Here is a 16,219-nt window from a genome sequence, read left to right as displayed (position 1 = left end):
CCGGGGGTGCTTGGCCGCCTGAGTATGTGACTGCAATCGCAAACCCTGGGAGGATATTATGCGACGGCACTTATTGACGACGACAGCAGGCCTGCTGCTGGCGATGACGGCATCGGCCTATGCCGGGATGGACGAGGCCAAGACCTTCCTCGACAAGGAAGTCGGCGATCTCTCGACGCTTTCCCGCGCCGATCAGGAAAAGGAAATGCAATGGTTCGTCGATGCCGCGAAGCCCTTCGCCGGCATGGACATCAAGGTGGTTTCCGAAACGATCACCACGCATGATTATGAATCGAAGGTGCTGGCGCCCGCTTTCACCGCGATAACCGGCATCAAGATTACCCACGACCTGATCGGCGAAGGCGACGTGGTCGAGAAGCTGCAGACGCAGATGCAGTCCGGCGAAAACATCTATGACGCCTATATCAACGATAGCGACCTGATCGGCACCCATTGGCGCTACCAGCAGGCCCGTTCGCTGACCGACTGGATGGCCAATGAAGGCAAGGATGTCACCAATCCGGGCCTCGATGTGGACGACTTCATCGGCAAGTCCTTCACGACAGCGCCTGACGGCAAGCTCTATCAGCTGCCGGACCAGCAGTTCGCCAACCTCTACTGGTTCCGCTACGACTGGTTCAACGATGAGAAGAACAAGGCCGACTTCAAGGCGAAGTACGGCTACGATCTCGGCGTGCCGGTCAACTGGTCGGCCTATGAGGATATTGCCGAGTTCTTCACCGGCCGCGAGATCGACGGCAAGAAGGTCTATGGCCACATGGACTACGGCAAGAAGGACCCGTCGCTCGGCTGGCGCTTCACCGACGCCTGGCTGTCGATGGCCGGCAACGGCGACAAGGGCATTCCGAACGGCAAGCCGGTCGACGAATGGGGCATCAAGGTCGATGAGAACTCCCGTCCCGTCGGCTCGTGCGTCGCGCGCGGCGGCGATACCAACGGCCCGGCCGCTGTCTATTCCATCCAGAAATATCTGGACTGGATGAAGGCATACGCACCGGCTGCCGCTCAGGGCATGACCTTCTCCGAATCCGGTCCGGTGCCTTCGCAGGGTGAAGTTGCCCAGCAGATGTTCACCTACACGGCCTTCACCGCCAATTTCGTCAAGGAAGGCCTGCCGGTCGTCAATGCGGACGGCACGCCGAAATGGCGTTTCGCGCCGAGCCCGCATGGTGTCTACTGGAAGGACGGCATGAAGCTCGGCTATCAGGATGCGGGTTCCTGGACGCTGATGAAGTCGACGCCCGTCGACCGCGCCAAGGCGGCCTGGCTCTATGCCCAGTTCGTCACCTCGAAGACTGTTGACGTGAAGAAGAGCCATATGGGTCTGACCTTCATCCGTCAGTCGACGCTGGATCACAAGTCCTTCACCGACCGCGCACCGAAGCTCGGCGGCCTGATCGAGTTCTACCGTTCGCCGGCCCGCCTGCAGTGGTCGCCGACCGGTACGAACGTTCCTGACTATCCGAAGCTCGCACAGCTCTGGTGGCAGGCGATCGGTGACGCATCCTCCGGCGCCAAGACGCCGCAGGAAGCCATGGACTCGCTTTGCTCGGAGCAGGAAAAGGTGCTGCAGCGCCTGGAACGCGCCAAGGTCCAGGGCGACATCGGCCCGAAGCTCGCCGAAGAGCATGATCTCGCTTATTGGAACGCTGACGCGGTGAAGAAGGGTAACCTCGCTCCGCAGCTGAAGATCGAGAACGAGAAGGACAAGCCGCTCACCGTCAACTACGACGAACTCGTCAAGAGCTGGCAGAAGAAGTAAGGCGGACCCGGCCGGAGGCAACGAGACCTCCGGCCATCACTTCCTGCCACCGGCGACAAGCCGGTGGCACCTACAATCTTTTTCTCCTGAGGCCTTCGCGTCCTGCCCTTCCGGGCAGGCGGAGCGGTTTCGCGTGAGCCGGAGACGGATATGAGCGGCAATATTCTTTCGATCGATCAGGGCACGACGTCTTCGCGCGCGATCATCTTCAACGGCGACATGAAAATGGCAGGCTCCGCTCAGGCGGAGATCACGCAATACTATCCGCACCCCGGCTGGGTGGAGCACGACGCTGCCGAAATCTGGCAGTCCGTCGTCGATACGATGCGCAAGGCGATCGCTGATGCCGGCGTGGATGCCGCCGCGATCGCAGCCGTCGGCATCACCAATCAGCGCGAAACGGCAGTCGTCTGGGATCGCAAGTCCGGAACACCGCTTTACCGCGCGATCGTCTGGCAGGACCGGCGCACGGCGGAAATGTGCGATAGCCTGAAGGCCGATGGATATGAGAAGCTGTTTTCCGCCAAAACCGGACTGCTGCTCGACCCGTACTTTTCGGGAACCAAGCTGCGCTGGCTGCTCGACAATGTCGATAGGCTGCGCGAGAAGGCCGAGGCGGGCGAGGTCTGTTTCGGCACGATCGACAGCTGGTTGATCTACAAGCTGACCGGCGGCCGCGTGCATGCGACAGATGCAACCAATGCATCGCGAACGCTGCTCTACAATATCGATGACGGCGCTTGGGACGAGGAACTTCTCGGCATTCTCGGCGTCCCGGCCGCCATGCTGCCCGAGGTCAGGGAATGCGCCGATGATTTCGGCCGCATCGACAAAGCCTTGCTCGGCGCCGAGCTTCCGATCTTCGGGGTCGCCGGCGACCAGCAGGCGGCGGCGATGGGCAATGCCTGCTTCGAACCCGGCATGATGAAATCGACTTACGGCACCGGCTGCTTCGCCCTGCTGAATACCGGCCGGGATCGAGTTTCCTCCGCCAACCGGATGCTGACGACCATCGCCTGCCGCCTCGACGGCGAGACGACCTATGCGCTCGAAGGCTCGATCTTCATCGCCGGTGCCGCCGTGCAATGGCTGCGCGACGGCCTTGGCATTATCGGCCAGGCGTCGGAGGCAGGGGTGCTTGCGGCCAAGGCGGATCCCGGGCAGCAGGTCTATATCGTCCCCGCTTTCACCGGGCTCGGCGCGCCTTATTGGGATCCGGCTGCGCGTGGTGCGATCTTCGGCCTTACGCGCAACAGCGGACCGGCGGAATTCGCCCGCGCCGTGCTCGAATCCGTCGCCTATCAGACGCTCGACCTGCTCGTGGCGATGAAGAGGGATTGGGGCGCCAATCAGTTGGAGACGGTGTTGCGCGTCGATGGCGGCATGGCGGCTTCCGATTGGACGATGCAATGCCTCGCCGACATGACCGGGAACCCGGTCGACCGCTCGGCGATCCACGAGACGACGGCGCTCGGGGCCGCCTGGCTTGCCGGCTCGAGGGCCGGTATCTGGCCGGGCAAGCGTGAATTTGCCAAGGCTTGGGCCTGTGATCGACGTTTCAGCCCCGCAATGGCGGAGACAGAGCGGCAGGCCAAGATCATCGGTTGGAAGAATGCCGTCTCCCGGATGATCTCGGACACTTCGGCGGGATAGCCGAGACGGTGCAATGCGGATCGCCGCGGGGCATCTACGGCGGTGGCAAGGCCTCCCGGGTTCAATTCCGGGAAGCCTCATCCCTGCTACTCGATGATCTCCTCGATGTCGGAGAGATCAATGCCGTGGGTGTCGAACCACCATTCCGCCCCCTTGTCGCAATAGCGATCGCGCAGGCGCAGATACTTGGCGCCGAGCCGCTTCTGGCGTTCGACCTCTTCCCCGAAGAACGGATGGTCGAGCGTGCCGCCCATCCTGTGGATACGGCGGAGCAGTTTGCGCAGAACATATCCCTGCTCCTTATTACCCGGCCGATATCCGCTTTCTACGATCGTCATCACCGTCTCGCGCAATGTCTCCAGCGCATCGGCCGGCGGCGTGCCGTTGACGATCATATCGAGACGCTCCGCGCCGAAGCCGACATCGATACAGCTTCCGAGCGGATTGACAATGTTCCCGATCTCTATGCCATGCTTGTAGAACTCGGTGCAGTATCCGCTGATGCTGCCATCGCTCCAGATGCATTCGGCATCTGCAACGATGGGTACGCGCCCGCCATAGAGCGGCGTCCATTCGATCAGGCGGTCTGGATGCATCGTTACGTGATCCGGCGCCAGACCGAGCGTTCCGAGAAACGCGAGCCAAAAATCGATGGCGTCGCCGACGGTCATTTCCCTGAAGGAGAAAAGCCCGAGCATGGTGAAGTGGAGGAAGTGAGTTCCGTCGCCGATCTCGTCGAGGTCGCCCAAGCGCAGGCAGGCCTGGCTGTTTGCGACGGTTCCGCTGTAGGAAGGATCGGAGAAGAGAGGCTTGTATTGCTGCATGCCAGCGCTGCAGAAGAGCGTTGTATCGTCATGCGGCAGTACGGATTCGATGCGTGTGAAGTCGATGCCCTTGGAAAGGCAGAAGTCTTGATAGTGCTGGATCAGGCGTCCCGCGGTGTCATAGGCAACCTCCTTTGCTGTTCGTGCCCGCTACAACATAGCGATGTCACGCCTGTGCGGCAATCTTCTGCGGCCAGCAGCCACGCCGTTCTATCACCGCGACCTGTTTGGCATGTGACGAGGCGAAGTAAGAGATCCCCGTTCCCGCGAGGCGTGGCCGCCGCTCCTTCGGAATAGGGCGATTACGCGTCCCGCCGCGGTGAGCTCGCCATCAGCCGGGCATAGGCGATGGCCGAGAGCATGTTGACGTGATTGGCCTTGCCGGTGCCGGCGATGTCGAAGGCGGTGCCGTGATCGACCGAGACGCGGTCGATCGGCAGGCCGAGCGAGACGTTGACCGCCGTCTCGAAGGCGACGAGCTTGATCGGGATGTGGCCCTGATCGTGATACTGGGCGATGACGAGATCAAAGGCGCCGTTATAGGCGCGAGCGAAAACCGTATCGGCCGAGATCGGACCGACGACGTCGATGCCCTTGGCCTGCGCCTGTTCGACCGCCGGCACCAGGAATTCCATGTCCTCGGTGCCGAACAGGCCGTTTTCGCCGCAATGCGGATTGAGGCCGGCAACGGCGATGCGCGCCTGTTTGCCGAGACGCAGGAAATGATTGTGGCCGGCCTCGATGGTCGCCAGCACCCGCTCGGTCTTGGCCCGTTCGATCGCGCCCTTCAGCGAGATATGGGTCGAGACATGGATGGTGTTCAGCCGCTCGGAGGCAAGCAGCATGAAGGAGCTCTTTGAGCCGGTGAGATGGGCGAGCAGCCCGGTATGGCCGTCATGGTGATGGCCGGCTAGGTTCATCGCCTCCTTGTTGATCGGCGCGGTGACGATGACATCGGCTTGACCTGACATGGCGAGATCGACGGCGCGAGTGATATAGCGCACGGAAGCGTCGCCCGCGACCGGGCTGACCTTGCCGATCTCGGGCAAAGCGGCGGCGAGTGGGACTTCATCGACGGCGATCCTGTCGTCGCTGGCGGCGTCGGCAGAACCGAATTTCAGCGCGGTGCCGCTGACGCGGTCGGCGCGCTCCAGCACTTCGACATTGCCGACGATGACGAAATCGCGACGCTCCTCCTTCGGAAGGGCTGCCAGTGCCTTGACGATCACCTCGGGGCCGACGCCGGCGGGATCACCGAGCGTCACGGCGACTTTTGCATTCCTGTCCATCATCAAAGTCCCTTCTGAAAACCCTGTCGCCTAGAAAGCGGCCGCATAAATCGAGCGAATGTCGGCGCGGGTGAGATCGCGCGGATTGTTATCGAGCAGACGGCGGATGGCAAAGGCGTCGTCGGCCATGGCGTCGAGATCGCTTTCCGGCACGCCAAGGCCTGACAGTTTCATCTCGATGCCGAGTTCGGCGCAGAAAGCATAGGCCGCATCGAAGACGGATGTCGTGTTGTCCGAGGTTTGACGCCCAAGCGCCTCCATCACCGCTTTCGTCTTCCCCGGTGCAGACGGCGTGTTGAAGGCGAGAACATGCGGAAAGATCAGCGCGTTGGCAGCGCCATGCGCCACATGCCAGCGGGTGCCGAGGGGATAGGCAAGCGCATGACCGCCGGCGGTGTTGACCGGGCCGAGGCAGAAACCGCCGTAAAGCGAGGCGAGCGACAGGCCGGCGCGCGCTTCGGCGTCTTTTCCGTCTCTGACGGCGCGGGCGAGATATTTGCCGACCAGCCGCGTTCCCTCGATTGCATAGATATCGACCATCGGATGAGCCTTGCGGTTGGTGAAGGCCTCGACGCAGTGGGCCATCGCGTCGACACCGGTGGCGGCTGTGGTTCGGGCCGGCACGGTGAAGGTGAGCGCCGGATCGATGACGGCGATGTCGGCCAGCATATGCAGGCTTTCGACTGCGAGCTTGGCCATCGTCCTGGGGTCGGTGACGAGCGCGCGGATGCCAGCCTCGCTGCCGGTGCCCGATGTCGTCGGCACCTGGGCGAGCGCTGCCTTGCGCGGTCCATGCACCTTGTTCGGGCCGACGACCTCATGCAGCGTCTGCGCCGAGCCGGCAAGAACGGCGGCGAGTTTAGCCAGATCCATGGCGCTGCCGCCGCCGAAGCCGACGATCAGCTCGGCGTCAGCGCCGTTGGCCGCCGCCAGGACTTTTTCGAGGTTGGCCGTATCCGGCTCCGGCGTCACGTCGGCAAAGACCGTCACCTCGCCCTTCAATTCCAGCAGGTCGATGCGCGCGGCATTGAAAGCGTCGGAGATGACGAGCGTGCGCCTGAAACCCTTTTCGGCAGCCCATTTGCCGAGCTTTGCCGCCGTGCCGATGCCGAATTCGATCAGATGCGGCCGAACGATGGTGATTGGCGAATCCAAGCTGGCCATGAAGTCCTCCTGCAGGATCTTGCGGCGGTAATGTCACCCCATTTATTGTAAAGTTGTAAGATCAATGTCAAGCAGGCATTCCTGGCTCGGGGAGATTTTATCACCGGCATGGCCGGTCCAACCGATCGAACCTTGAAAATATTTACGTGAAAACAGATACTTATTGAAAGCATGAATGAAGCGTCAATTGAAAGGTTAGCCGCTATCACGCCGGTGGCGGAGAGCCAAAACTGTTGTCAAATCCCGGCGCGAGCCGGCCAATTTCCTGATGTCCCGCATACTCTCACGCAAGGATCGCAAAGCCGATTTTACAATTCTAGGCCGGCAGCTTGCTTACGGCAGCGCTTGCGGGGCGAGCCGCACATATTTGATGGCGCGCCGGTAATAGGTGTAGGCGACATGGAGCGTGCCATCGCTGCCCTGGATGACCGAGGGGTAGGAGAATTCGCGGTTCAGCGAATCCTTCGAATTGTTGCTGAGGCAGAAGCCGTCGCCGGTATCGAGATCCATGCGCTGCGGAAAGGTCCTGCCGCCATCCCTCGAGATAGCCAAGCTAAGGGGCGCGCGCGGAACACCCCAGACCGCCTTGCGGCCGGCATCGGCAACGATAGCAGCGCTCTCTCCAGCCACGTCACCCTCGATTTCGTCGTAGAGAGACTGGCGCCGCGCATCCGACATCGTCGCATTCGAATGGTTGTAAACCATTGCAATCCCTCCATCATCCAGAACGGTGGCCTGGATTGAGGAGTTGTTGTTCGGCAGTTCGGTCGGCTCGGGCGGGCTCCAGCTTTCGCCGCCGTCCGCCGATCGGCTGGAAAGTATGGTTTCGGCGAAACGATTGCGGTAGAAGGCGACCATCTCGCTGCCGCCAAGCGGCAGGATGTTCATGTGCACGGCGCCGAGACTGTCCCAAATATCGACCATTTGCCAGTTCGCGCCGCGATCACGCGAGATCAGCACCGCTGCCGTATCGGCATCGCCACTCCAGCGTCGACCCTCAAGGCCGACGCAGCGGAAGATCGGCAGCAGCCAGTCGCCGCGGTCGTTGACGACAATCGGCTGGCGGACGAAGGTACCGGGGCTGTCGCAGAGGATTTGAACCGGGCCGAATGTTTTGCCGCCGTCATTCGATGTCCGGAATTTGACAATCGAGCCATCCTGGTTGCCTGACGTCTGCGATGTGTAGAGCAGCCAAATCTTTCCGTCAGGGGCGTTGAATATCAAGGGGTTCTGCTCGGATTTCTCCGGATCGTCGCTCATCTTTTCCGGATCCGACCAGCGATCGGAGCCCGGCGCCAGCCGCGACATGTAAATCGAAATGTCTCCCATGCCCTCCATCGTGCCGCCGAACCAGACGCAGGTTAGCGTGCCGTCGGGGAGAAAGGCAAGATTAGCCGCATGGTTCTGGATGCAGGGGGAGGGCAGGTAGGCGTCGGCGCGGCCTGCGACAGAGGGGTGAGGGGTGACGGCCCCGGTCATCAGAGCAGGGACGGCTTCCGAAGGCAGGCCGGTAAAACGCATGGCGGATCTCCTCAGGACAATTTGGCGTAGCTATTGGCGAGTGCGGCATAATCCGCCTCGCTCAGCGGCATCAGCGGCGCGCGCGTGCGCTTCCAGGCGGGATTGCCCGTCTTCAGCCCGACCATTGCCTTGATGGTCGGGATCTGGACGTAGGAGTTGGAAAGCGTGCGATAGGCGTTGATGCGCGCCTGCGCCGCCTCGACATCGGCGGCGCGCGCCTCGTCATGGACATGGTCGTAAACGGTGCGGAGCGAATCCGCCACCAGATTGGAAGTGGCCGTGATGCAGCCGGCGCCGCCGGCCTTCATCAGCGGTAGCAGCAGCGGATCGGCGCCGGCCAGGACAGAAAATCCGGGATAAGCGGCGATAATTGCCTGCATGTTGTTGAAATCGCCCGCCGATTCCTTAATGCCGACGACGGTTTCCGGGAATGCCGCAATCAGCCGGCCGATCAGTGGAATGGACAGCGGAATGCCCGAAACCTGCGGGATGTGATAGAGAATGACCCGCAGACGCGTATCCGCGACCTTTTCCAGCACTTGCGAATAGGCAGCGAAGAGGCCGTCGTCGGAGACGCCCTTATAATAAAAGGGTGGCAGCATCACCACTTTGGTGACGCCGAGCGACAGCGCGTGCCGTGTCAGTTCCACGGTCTCCGGAATGGCGACGACGCCGGTGCCCGGCAAAAGCCTATCGGCCGGAATGCCGGCCTTCACAGCCGCTTCCAGAATGGCGCGCCGCTCATTGCCGGAGAAGGAATTGGCCTCACCGGTCGTGCCGAGCAGGGCCACGCCATGACATCCCTCGGCCAGCAGCTGCCGGCAATGGTCGGTGAAAAGCGCGAAATCCGGCGTGTTGTCAGCCGTCAGCGGCGTTGCGGCCGCGCTGAAGACGCCGGTGATCCTGTGATGGCTCATTTCTCCTCCTTCGGTGCGCCCTGGCTTGCCGATCCGTGTCCGAACCGCGCGACTGCGCCCGATTGTCATGCATCTGCCTGCGATGGAGTGCTAAGAACTTTTCCATTGTGGCGCTTTTGTCAAGAAGACAAAAGGGATTAATCTGAAAGCGAAAATTTATCTGATTGTAATTCTTCATATTTTTTGAAAGATAAATTTTGTTCGAATGAAAATCGCGGATTTTTGTTGACATATTTACAATAACGAGAGAACGATAGACGACGGATTGTGCTGCGCCTGGCAGCGCCGGGAGAGCGCTGCCGATTTCACCTGGGAGGAATGACATGTCTTTTGATCAATCGGATAAAACCAATTTATCGCGCCGCAACGCGCTGAAGCTCGGCCTTGCCGCCGGCGTCGGGCTGACGGTGTTCGGGATGAATGCCCGCATCGTGCTGGCCGATGAAGGCCAGGTACTAAAAGTCGCCCATCCGGCATTCGACCAGGATTGGTCGCCGCTGCGCGGCGGTGGCAGAACGTTCCGCTGGAACTCGATCTGGTGGGCTTCGCCGATGTATTTCGACAGTCAGGGCAATATCAAGCCCTACGTCTTCACCAGCTGGGAATCGGCCGACAACACAGTCTGGACCTTCAAGATCGACCCCAAGGCCGTATTCTCCGACGGCAGCAAGATCACCTCGGCCGACGTCAAGGGATCGTGGGAAGTCGCCTCAATGCCGAACACCAAGAGCCAGCGCGCCGACCAGGTGCTGAGCAAGGTCAAGGGTTATGCGGAAATCGCCGCCGGCTCCGGCAACGAGCTGACCGGTGTCGCGACACCCGACGAGGGCACGGTCGTGGTGACGCTGGCTGCTGCCGATCCGATCTTCTTCATGCGGCTCGCCAACCACATCGCCCCGATCACCAAGGCGTCGCAGTCGCGCGGCAGCGACGGCGAGGAGATCATCGACTGGTACAAGCCGGAGAACAAGCCGGTCTTCTCCGGCCCCTTCAAGCTGACGGCCATCGATATCGATGCCGGCAAGATCACCTTCGAGCCGAATGAGAACTTCTTTGGGCAGAAGCCGAAGCTTGCCCGCATCGACATCACCTCGATCGAGGACAATGTCACCGCCACGTCGCTGATCAAGTCGGGCGAGTTCAACGCCCATACCGAGCTCGTCACCTCGACGATCATCCAGGATCTCGGCGCGGAATTCTCGGCCGGCCCGCTGATCCCGACCAGCCAGCACTTCTGGTTCAACATTTCCCGCGCGCCGATGGACGATCCGAAGGTCCGCCAGGCACTGATCATGGCGGTCGACCGCGACGGCCTGTTCAAGGCGTCCTATCCGGATGGGCCGCACAAGAAGGCCGACCAGATCCTCAACTCGGTTCCCGGCGCCGACAATTCCGGCTTCGAGGCCTTTCCCTATGATCCGGCAGCCGCAAAGAAGCTGCTTGCCGAATCGAGCTATGGCGGGCCCGAGCGCCTGCCGAAGATCCTGTTCGTCGGCATTTCGGCGCCGGCCATTCAGGCCGCCGCCCAGTTCATTGCCGAGCAGTGGCGTCAGAACCTAGGCATCACTGCCGTCGACATGAAGCCGCAGCAGGACTCCTATGCCGGTCCGGATCAGAACTCGGTCCAGATCTTCCGCGACGACGTCGGCACCCGTGTTCCCGATGCCGTTTCCTATCTCACGGGCAGCATCGCCTCGACCTCGTCGAACGCGCAGAACAAGCTCGGCGGATACAAGAACGACAAGGTCGACGGCGCCCTTGCCGAAGCGGCGACCAAGGCTGCGGATGATCCGCAGCGCGTTGCTCTCGCCCAGGAAGCCCAGAAGGCATTCCGCGAGGATTGGGCCTTCATTCCATGGTATTCTCAGGCGATGTCGCGCTGGGCCACCAAGGAGGTCAAGGGACTCGAGAAGAACCTCGACTGGCAGATCGCCGAACCTTGGAACATCTCCATCGGCTGATTGGGAATGATCGTTCCTGGCAATAAGCGCGCGAAGGCTGCAAGGCCTTCGCGCAAGTTTCAAGACGAAGAGATGCGATCTGCCTGGCTTTAGGACGGACCGCATCGAACAACAGGTGGGAGGTGGCCTTGCTGCGCTACGTGCTAACCCGGTTTGCCATCTGGATTCCGTCCGTTCTGGTGGTGATGCTCGCCGTTTACGCGCTGGCCTTCTACGGCGCCGGCGATCCGATCAAGCTGATCTTCCTGCGCGCGCCTGGTGACGTCGCCTATAATCCGCAGCGCATCGAAGCCATCCGTGAAAGTGCCGGCCTCAACAGGCCCTTCATCGAGCAGTTCGGCCTTTACATCTGGAACCTGCTGCACGGCCAGTTCGGCAATTCGCTGACCTCGGGCCGCGCCGTCTGGGCGATGGTCTCGGCCGCGGCACCCGTGTCCTTCCAGCTTGCCCTCTGTTCCATCATTCTGACGGCCCTCGTCGCAATCCCGCTCGGCATGGTCGCCGCGCTGAATCAGAATTCGCGCCTGGATTATGCCATTCTGGGTTCGGCGCTCTTCCTCTGGGCGATCCCCGCCTATGTCGCAGGTCCATTGCTGATGGTCGGCCTCATCGTGCTGCTGCCGGGCGCCAGCGTGCCCTATGGCTGGGGCGGCATCTTCGATATCCGCATCCTGCTGCCGCTGCTGGTGCTGTCGTTCCAGCCGATCGCTTTGATCGTGCGCCAGACCCGTGCCGCCGTCATCGAGGTGCTGTCGGAGGATTTCGTCCGCACCGCCCGCGCCAAGGGCGTGCCCGAGATCATCGTGGCGCTGCGCCATATCCTGCGGCCGGTGCTGACACCTGTCGTGACGCAACTCGGTCTGATCATGATTACCATCGTCAACGGCGCGATCTTCGTCGAACTCGTCTTCGGTCTGCCGGGCCTCGGCCGGTTGACGGTGCAGGCGCTGATCAATTCCGACTACCCGGTCATCCTGGCGATCACTCTGATCGGATCGTTCCTGGTGATGGTCTCGAACCTGCTGGTGGATGTGCTCTATCCGCTGCTCGACCCCCGCGCCAATGATTCAAGAAGGAGCCGCTGACCGTGTCCGCAATCCCTCTTTCCACCCCTGAAACGATCGAGGAACCGCCGGTCAGCCTCTGGCGCGACGCCTGGCATCGGCTGAAGCGCAACAAGCTTGCGGTATTCGGCCTCGTTGTCGTGCTGCTCCTCGCATTCACCGCGATCTTCGGGCCGTATCTCACGCCCTATGATTATCTCAGCCAGGATCTCAACGCCCGCAATGCGCTGCCGTCGATTAGCCACCTCTTCGGAACCGACGACCTCGGCCGCGACGTCTTCAGCCGCGTGGTCTTCGGCACGCGGACCGCTTTCCTCGTTGCCGTCATCGTCACCTTCTTCGCGGTGCTGATCGGCCTGACGCTCGGCGCCGTCGCCGGCTTCTTCGGCAATCCCTTCGACCGTGCCATCATGTGGCTGACCGACGTGACGATGTCGGTGCCCAACCTGCTGCTCGTCGTCGTCATCAACGCCTCGCTAAAGTCGCCGATCACCCGCTGGATGGAGGCGCGCTACCTCGAGACCCTCAATCCCTTCTACCGCCAGACGATCTGGGTGGATTTCATTCTCGTCTTCGGGTCGATGGCGCTGATCTCCTGGCCGCCTTACGCGCGCCTGGTGCGCGCCCAGGTGCTGTCGATCCGCAGCCGGCCCTATATCACCGCTGCCCAGGCGCTCGGGCTTTCGAACTGGGTCATCATCAAGCGTTATGTGGTGCCGAATGCGCTCGGGCCGCTGATCGTCTCGGTCAGCGCCGGCCTCGGCACGGCGATGGTGCTGGAAAGCGCCTTCAGCTTCCTCGGCGTCGGGGTCAATCCGCCGACGCCGAGCTGGGGCAACATGATCTCGGACGGCCTTCGCGTCTGGCAGCATTATCCGCATCTTCTCGCCGCTCCGGCGGCCGTGCTCGGCCTTGCCTCAGTTGCCTTCAGCTTCCTCGGCGATGGCCTCAACGACGCGCTCAACCCGCGGGGCAGCAAATGATGGACACTCAAAACAGAGAACGCCTGCTCGATGTCAGGGCGCTTACCGTCGAGATCGATGGCCGCAACGGCCCGGCCATCGTCGTCGACGGCATCGATCTCCATGTCGACAAAGGCGAAACCTTGGGCGTCGTCGGTGAATCCGGCTGCGGCAAGAGCCTCACCATGCTGAGCCTGATGCGGCTTCTGCCGAACAAGATCAAGGTCGCCAAGGGCACAGCCACCTTCGCCGGCCGCGACCTGCAGACGATGTCGAATGCCGAGCTGCGCAAGGTGCGCGGCGGCGATATCGGCTTCGTCTTCCAGGATCCGATGACCTCGCTCAATCCGGTCATGCGGGTCGGCGACCAGATCTGCGAGCCGCTGATCTATCACCGCAGAATGAAAAAGTCGGAGGCCCGCGTCCGTGCCGTCGAGCTTCTGCGCCTCGTCGGTATTCCCGGCCCGGAAGAGCGGCTGCAGGCCTTTCCGCACGAGCTTTCCGGCGGCATGCGTCAGCGCGTGATGATCGCGATCGGCCTTGCCTGCAATCCCAAGCTTCTGATCGCCGATGAGCCGACGACGGCGCTCGACGTCACCATCCAGGCCCAGATCGTCGATCTGGTGAAGGATCTGCGCGCCAAGCTCGGCATGTCCGTCGTCTGGATCACCCACGATCTGGCATTGATCGCCGGCCTCGTCGATCGCGTCGCGGTGCTTTACGCCGGCACGGTCGTCGAGGACGCCCCGGTCGACGAGCTCTATGCGCGGCCGAGCCATCCCTATACGCGCGGCCTGCTCTCCTCGATCCCGAAACTGTCAGATCCGCCGGCAAGCCGGCTGAGCTCGATCGGCGGCACGCCGCCGGAGCCCGGCCGCCGGCCGAAGGGATGCCCCTTTGCGCCGCGCTGCCCGCTCGTAGAGGCGGTCTGTCACGAGAAGGTGCCGCGACTCGAACCCTTGAGCGGCAGCAGCAATCATCGCGCCGCCTGTTTCGTCGTCCAGAGAATGCAGGAGGCCGCGTGATGGCTGCGCAACCGCTGCTCAAGGTTGAAAATCTGGTCAAACATTTCCACGTCAAGCTCGGCGCCTTCGGCGAACGCTCGGCAACCGTCTATGCGCTCGACAATGTCGATCTCGACATCATGGAAGGCGAAACGCTGAGCCTCGTCGGCGAATCCGGCTGCGGCAAATCGACGACCGGCTTCACCATCCTCAACCTCTACAAGGCGACCAGCGGCAAGGTGGTCTACAAGGGCCAGGATCTCGCCAAGCTTGATGAAAAGCAGATGCGGCCGTTCCGCCGCGACCTGCAGATCGTCTTCCAGGACCCCTATTCGACGCTCAATCCGCGCATGACGGTGGGCGAGGCGATCGGCGAGCCGATCCTCTTTCACAAGCTGTGCACCAAGGCCGAGCTCAAGGAAAAGGTGGCGATGCTGCTGACCGATGTCGGCCTGCCCACGCGATTTACCCAGCGTTACCCGCACGAGCTATCCGGCGGCCAGCGCCAGCGCGTCGTCATCGCCCGGGCGCTCGCCTGCCAGCCGAAATTCATCGTCTGCGACGAGGCGATCTCGGCTCTCGACGTGTCGATCCAGGCACAGATCATCAACCTGCTGCTCGATCTGCAGGAGAAATACGGTCTGACCTATCTCTTCATCGCCCATGACCTCGCGGTGGTGCGCCATATCAGCACCCGCGTCGGCGTCATGTATCTCGGGCGGCTCGCCGAACTCGCGATGCGCGAGGAACTTTTCGACAACCCGCTGCATCCCTATACGAAGGCGCTGTTGTCGGCCGTTCCGGAGACCGATCCGGAGCATGAGCGCACCCGTCAGCGCCAGATCCTGCAGGGCGACGTGCCGAGCCCGCTGAACCCGCCTTCCGGCTGCCGTTTCCACACGCGCTGCCCGATCGCGATGGATGTCTGCAGCAAGGTCATTCCTGTCTGGAAGGAAGCCAAGCCCGGCCATCTCGTCGCCTGCCACGCCGTCAATACGGGTGAGATCACATGACGCTGAAGGCCGCGATCATCGCCGACGATCTGACGGGGGCGCTCGATACCGGCACCCCCTTCGTTGCGGCCGGCCTCTCGGTCGCAGTCGCCGTCGATGTCGGAGCGGCGCAGGAGGCGATCGCCACCGGCTGCGATGTCGTCGTCGTCAATACCGCCTCGCGCGCACTTGGCGAGCGCGATGCCGCCGAAAAGGTCCGATCGGCGGCGAAGGTGTTTCGCGACGTGAAGCCTGCCATCGTCATGAAGAAAATCGACTCCCGGCTGAAGGGAAATGTCGCGGCGGAAAGCCTGGTGCTTGCGGATGCGCTCGGCCTGAAGGATATCCTCGTAGCGCCCGCCATTCCCGACCAGGAGCGCCTGACCTACCGTGGCTGTGTCGTCGGCCGCGGCGTCAACAAGCCGCTGCCGATCGCCGATCTGTTCGAGAGCCGCTCGGACAATGTCATCGTTGCCGACGCCGCGGACGATGCCGATCTCGATCAGATCGTCGCGGGTCATGTCTGGCTGACGACGCTCGGCGTCGGTGCGCGCGGCCTCGGTGCGGCCTTCGCCCGGCGGCTCGGTGAAGCCGGGCGGCGGCCGGTGACGGAATTTACGCCGACCCCGCGCACGCTGTTTGCCTTCGGTTCGCGCGATCCGATCACGTTAGCCCAGATGAACCGGCTCGAAGCCTCCGGCGCCTTACGTATGGTGGTGGACGCGCCGATGGGGCTGATCGAATACGGCGAGGGCCTGGCGCTGCCGGTGCTGCTGCGCTGTACCGGCGACATGGCGGCCGATGCGGCGCTCGTTGCCGGTGACTTTGCGGCAGGTGTCAAAAGGGTGATCGACGATACGCGGCCCGATATGCTGATGGTCGGCGGCGGCGATACGGCGCTGGCAATCCTCCATGCGCTTGAGGTGAAGGTGCTCAAGCCGAAGGGCGAAATCGAGGCGGGTATTCCGTGGTTCGATGTGACGGCCGCCGGCGGGCGGCCTTTTCGGTGTGCCGTCAAGTCGGGGGGCTTCGGTAAGCCGGATAGTTTGTTAAAGCTGGTTCTTCGGAATCAGGCGGCATAAGAT

Annotated in this window: 13 protein-coding genes; 8 read left to right on the top strand and 5 right to left on the bottom strand. The window is 62.2% G+C overall.

The window, feature by feature from the left end; all coding sequences use genetic code 11:
* Window positions 1–58 precede the first annotated feature (58 nt).
* Together EFR00_RS29940 and glpK are read left to right on the top strand one after the other, a co-directional pair.
* Complete coding sequence (locus EFR00_RS29940) at window positions 59–1,783, top strand: ABC transporter substrate-binding protein (RefSeq protein ID WP_040112842.1); 1,725 nt, start codon at window positions 59–61, stop codon at window positions 1,781–1,783.
* A 150-nt stretch (window positions 1,784–1,933) separates the two neighbouring features.
* Window positions 1,934–3,436: a glycerol kinase GlpK gene (glpK, locus tag EFR00_RS29935; protein WP_040112843.1), complete on the top strand. Its 1,503-nt coding sequence runs from the start codon at window positions 1,934–1,936 to the stop codon at window positions 3,434–3,436.
* 86 nt (window positions 3,437–3,522) lie between these two features.
* Here glpK and EFR00_RS29930 read toward each other — a convergent pair whose 3' ends face one another.
* From EFR00_RS29930 to EFR00_RS29910, 5 genes are all read right to left on the bottom strand, one after another.
* On the bottom strand, window positions 3,523–4,365 hold the full coding sequence (locus EFR00_RS29930) for an alanine--tRNA ligase-related protein (RefSeq protein WP_077993506.1): 843 nt from the start codon (window positions 4,363–4,365) through the stop codon (window positions 3,523–3,525).
* 197 nt (window positions 4,366–4,562) lie between these two features.
* Window positions 4,563–5,549 (bottom strand): 4-hydroxythreonine-4-phosphate dehydrogenase PdxA, encoded by a 987-nt coding sequence (gene pdxA, locus EFR00_RS29925; RefSeq protein ID WP_077993536.1) that lies wholly within the window; start codon window positions 5,547–5,549, stop codon window positions 4,563–4,565.
* A 30-nt stretch (window positions 5,550–5,579) separates the two neighbouring features.
* Entirely contained in the window at window positions 5,580–6,713 is a 1,134-nt protein-coding gene (locus EFR00_RS29920) for an iron-containing alcohol dehydrogenase (RefSeq protein ID WP_077993504.1), read from the bottom strand.
* A gap of 333 nt (window positions 6,714–7,046) precedes the next feature.
* Window positions 7,047–8,234: a sialidase family protein gene (locus tag EFR00_RS29915; protein ID WP_077993503.1), complete on the bottom strand. Its 1,188-nt coding sequence runs from the start codon at window positions 8,232–8,234 to the stop codon at window positions 7,047–7,049.
* 11 nt (window positions 8,235–8,245) lie between these two features.
* The gene (locus EFR00_RS29910; RefSeq protein WP_040112846.1) at window positions 8,246–9,151 is read right to left on the bottom strand and encodes a dihydrodipicolinate synthase family protein; all 906 of its coding nucleotides are present in this window, start codon (window positions 9,149–9,151) and stop codon (window positions 8,246–8,248) included.
* A 323-nt stretch (window positions 9,152–9,474) separates the two neighbouring features.
* On the opposite strand from EFR00_RS29910, the gene EFR00_RS29905 reads away from it, so the two are divergent.
* From EFR00_RS29905 to EFR00_RS29880, 6 genes are all read left to right on the top strand, one after another.
* Window positions 9,475–11,112, top strand: a complete 1,638-nt coding sequence (locus tag EFR00_RS29905) for an ABC transporter substrate-binding protein (RefSeq protein WP_040112847.1) — start codon at window positions 9,475–9,477, stop codon at window positions 11,110–11,112.
* A gap of 128 nt (window positions 11,113–11,240) precedes the next feature.
* A complete protein-coding gene (locus EFR00_RS29900; RefSeq protein ID WP_040112848.1) occupies window positions 11,241–12,197 on the top strand; it encodes an ABC transporter permease in 957 nt (318 codons plus the stop codon).
* A gap of 2 nt (window positions 12,198–12,199) precedes the next feature.
* The gene (locus EFR00_RS29895) at window positions 12,200–13,159 is read left to right on the top strand and encodes an ABC transporter permease (RefSeq protein WP_040112849.1); all 960 of its coding nucleotides are present in this window, start codon (window positions 12,200–12,202) and stop codon (window positions 13,157–13,159) included.
* Window positions 13,156–14,163, top strand: coding sequence for an ABC transporter ATP-binding protein (locus EFR00_RS29890; RefSeq protein ID WP_077993500.1), 1,008 nt, complete (start codon window positions 13,156–13,158; stop codon window positions 14,161–14,163). Before EFR00_RS29895 ends, EFR00_RS29890 begins: the two co-directional genes overlap by 4 nt.
* Window positions 14,163–15,155, top strand: coding sequence for an ABC transporter ATP-binding protein (locus EFR00_RS29885; protein ID WP_040112851.1), 993 nt, complete (start codon window positions 14,163–14,165; stop codon window positions 15,153–15,155). Before EFR00_RS29890 ends, EFR00_RS29885 begins: the two co-directional genes overlap by 1 nt.
* Window positions 15,152–16,216, top strand: a complete 1,065-nt coding sequence (locus EFR00_RS29880; RefSeq protein ID WP_077993499.1) for a four-carbon acid sugar kinase family protein — start codon at window positions 15,152–15,154, stop codon at window positions 16,214–16,216. Before EFR00_RS29885 ends, EFR00_RS29880 begins: the two co-directional genes overlap by 4 nt.
* The last annotated feature ends 3 nt before the right edge of the window (window positions 16,217–16,219 follow it).

It is taken from the genome of Rhizobium sophoriradicis (assembly GCF_003939025.1).
Taxonomy (GTDB): Bacteria; Pseudomonadota; Alphaproteobacteria; order Rhizobiales; family Rhizobiaceae; genus Rhizobium; species Rhizobium sophoriradicis.
Note: the sequence above shows the minus strand (reverse complement) of the source record. Positions and strands in the feature narration are given on the sequence as shown.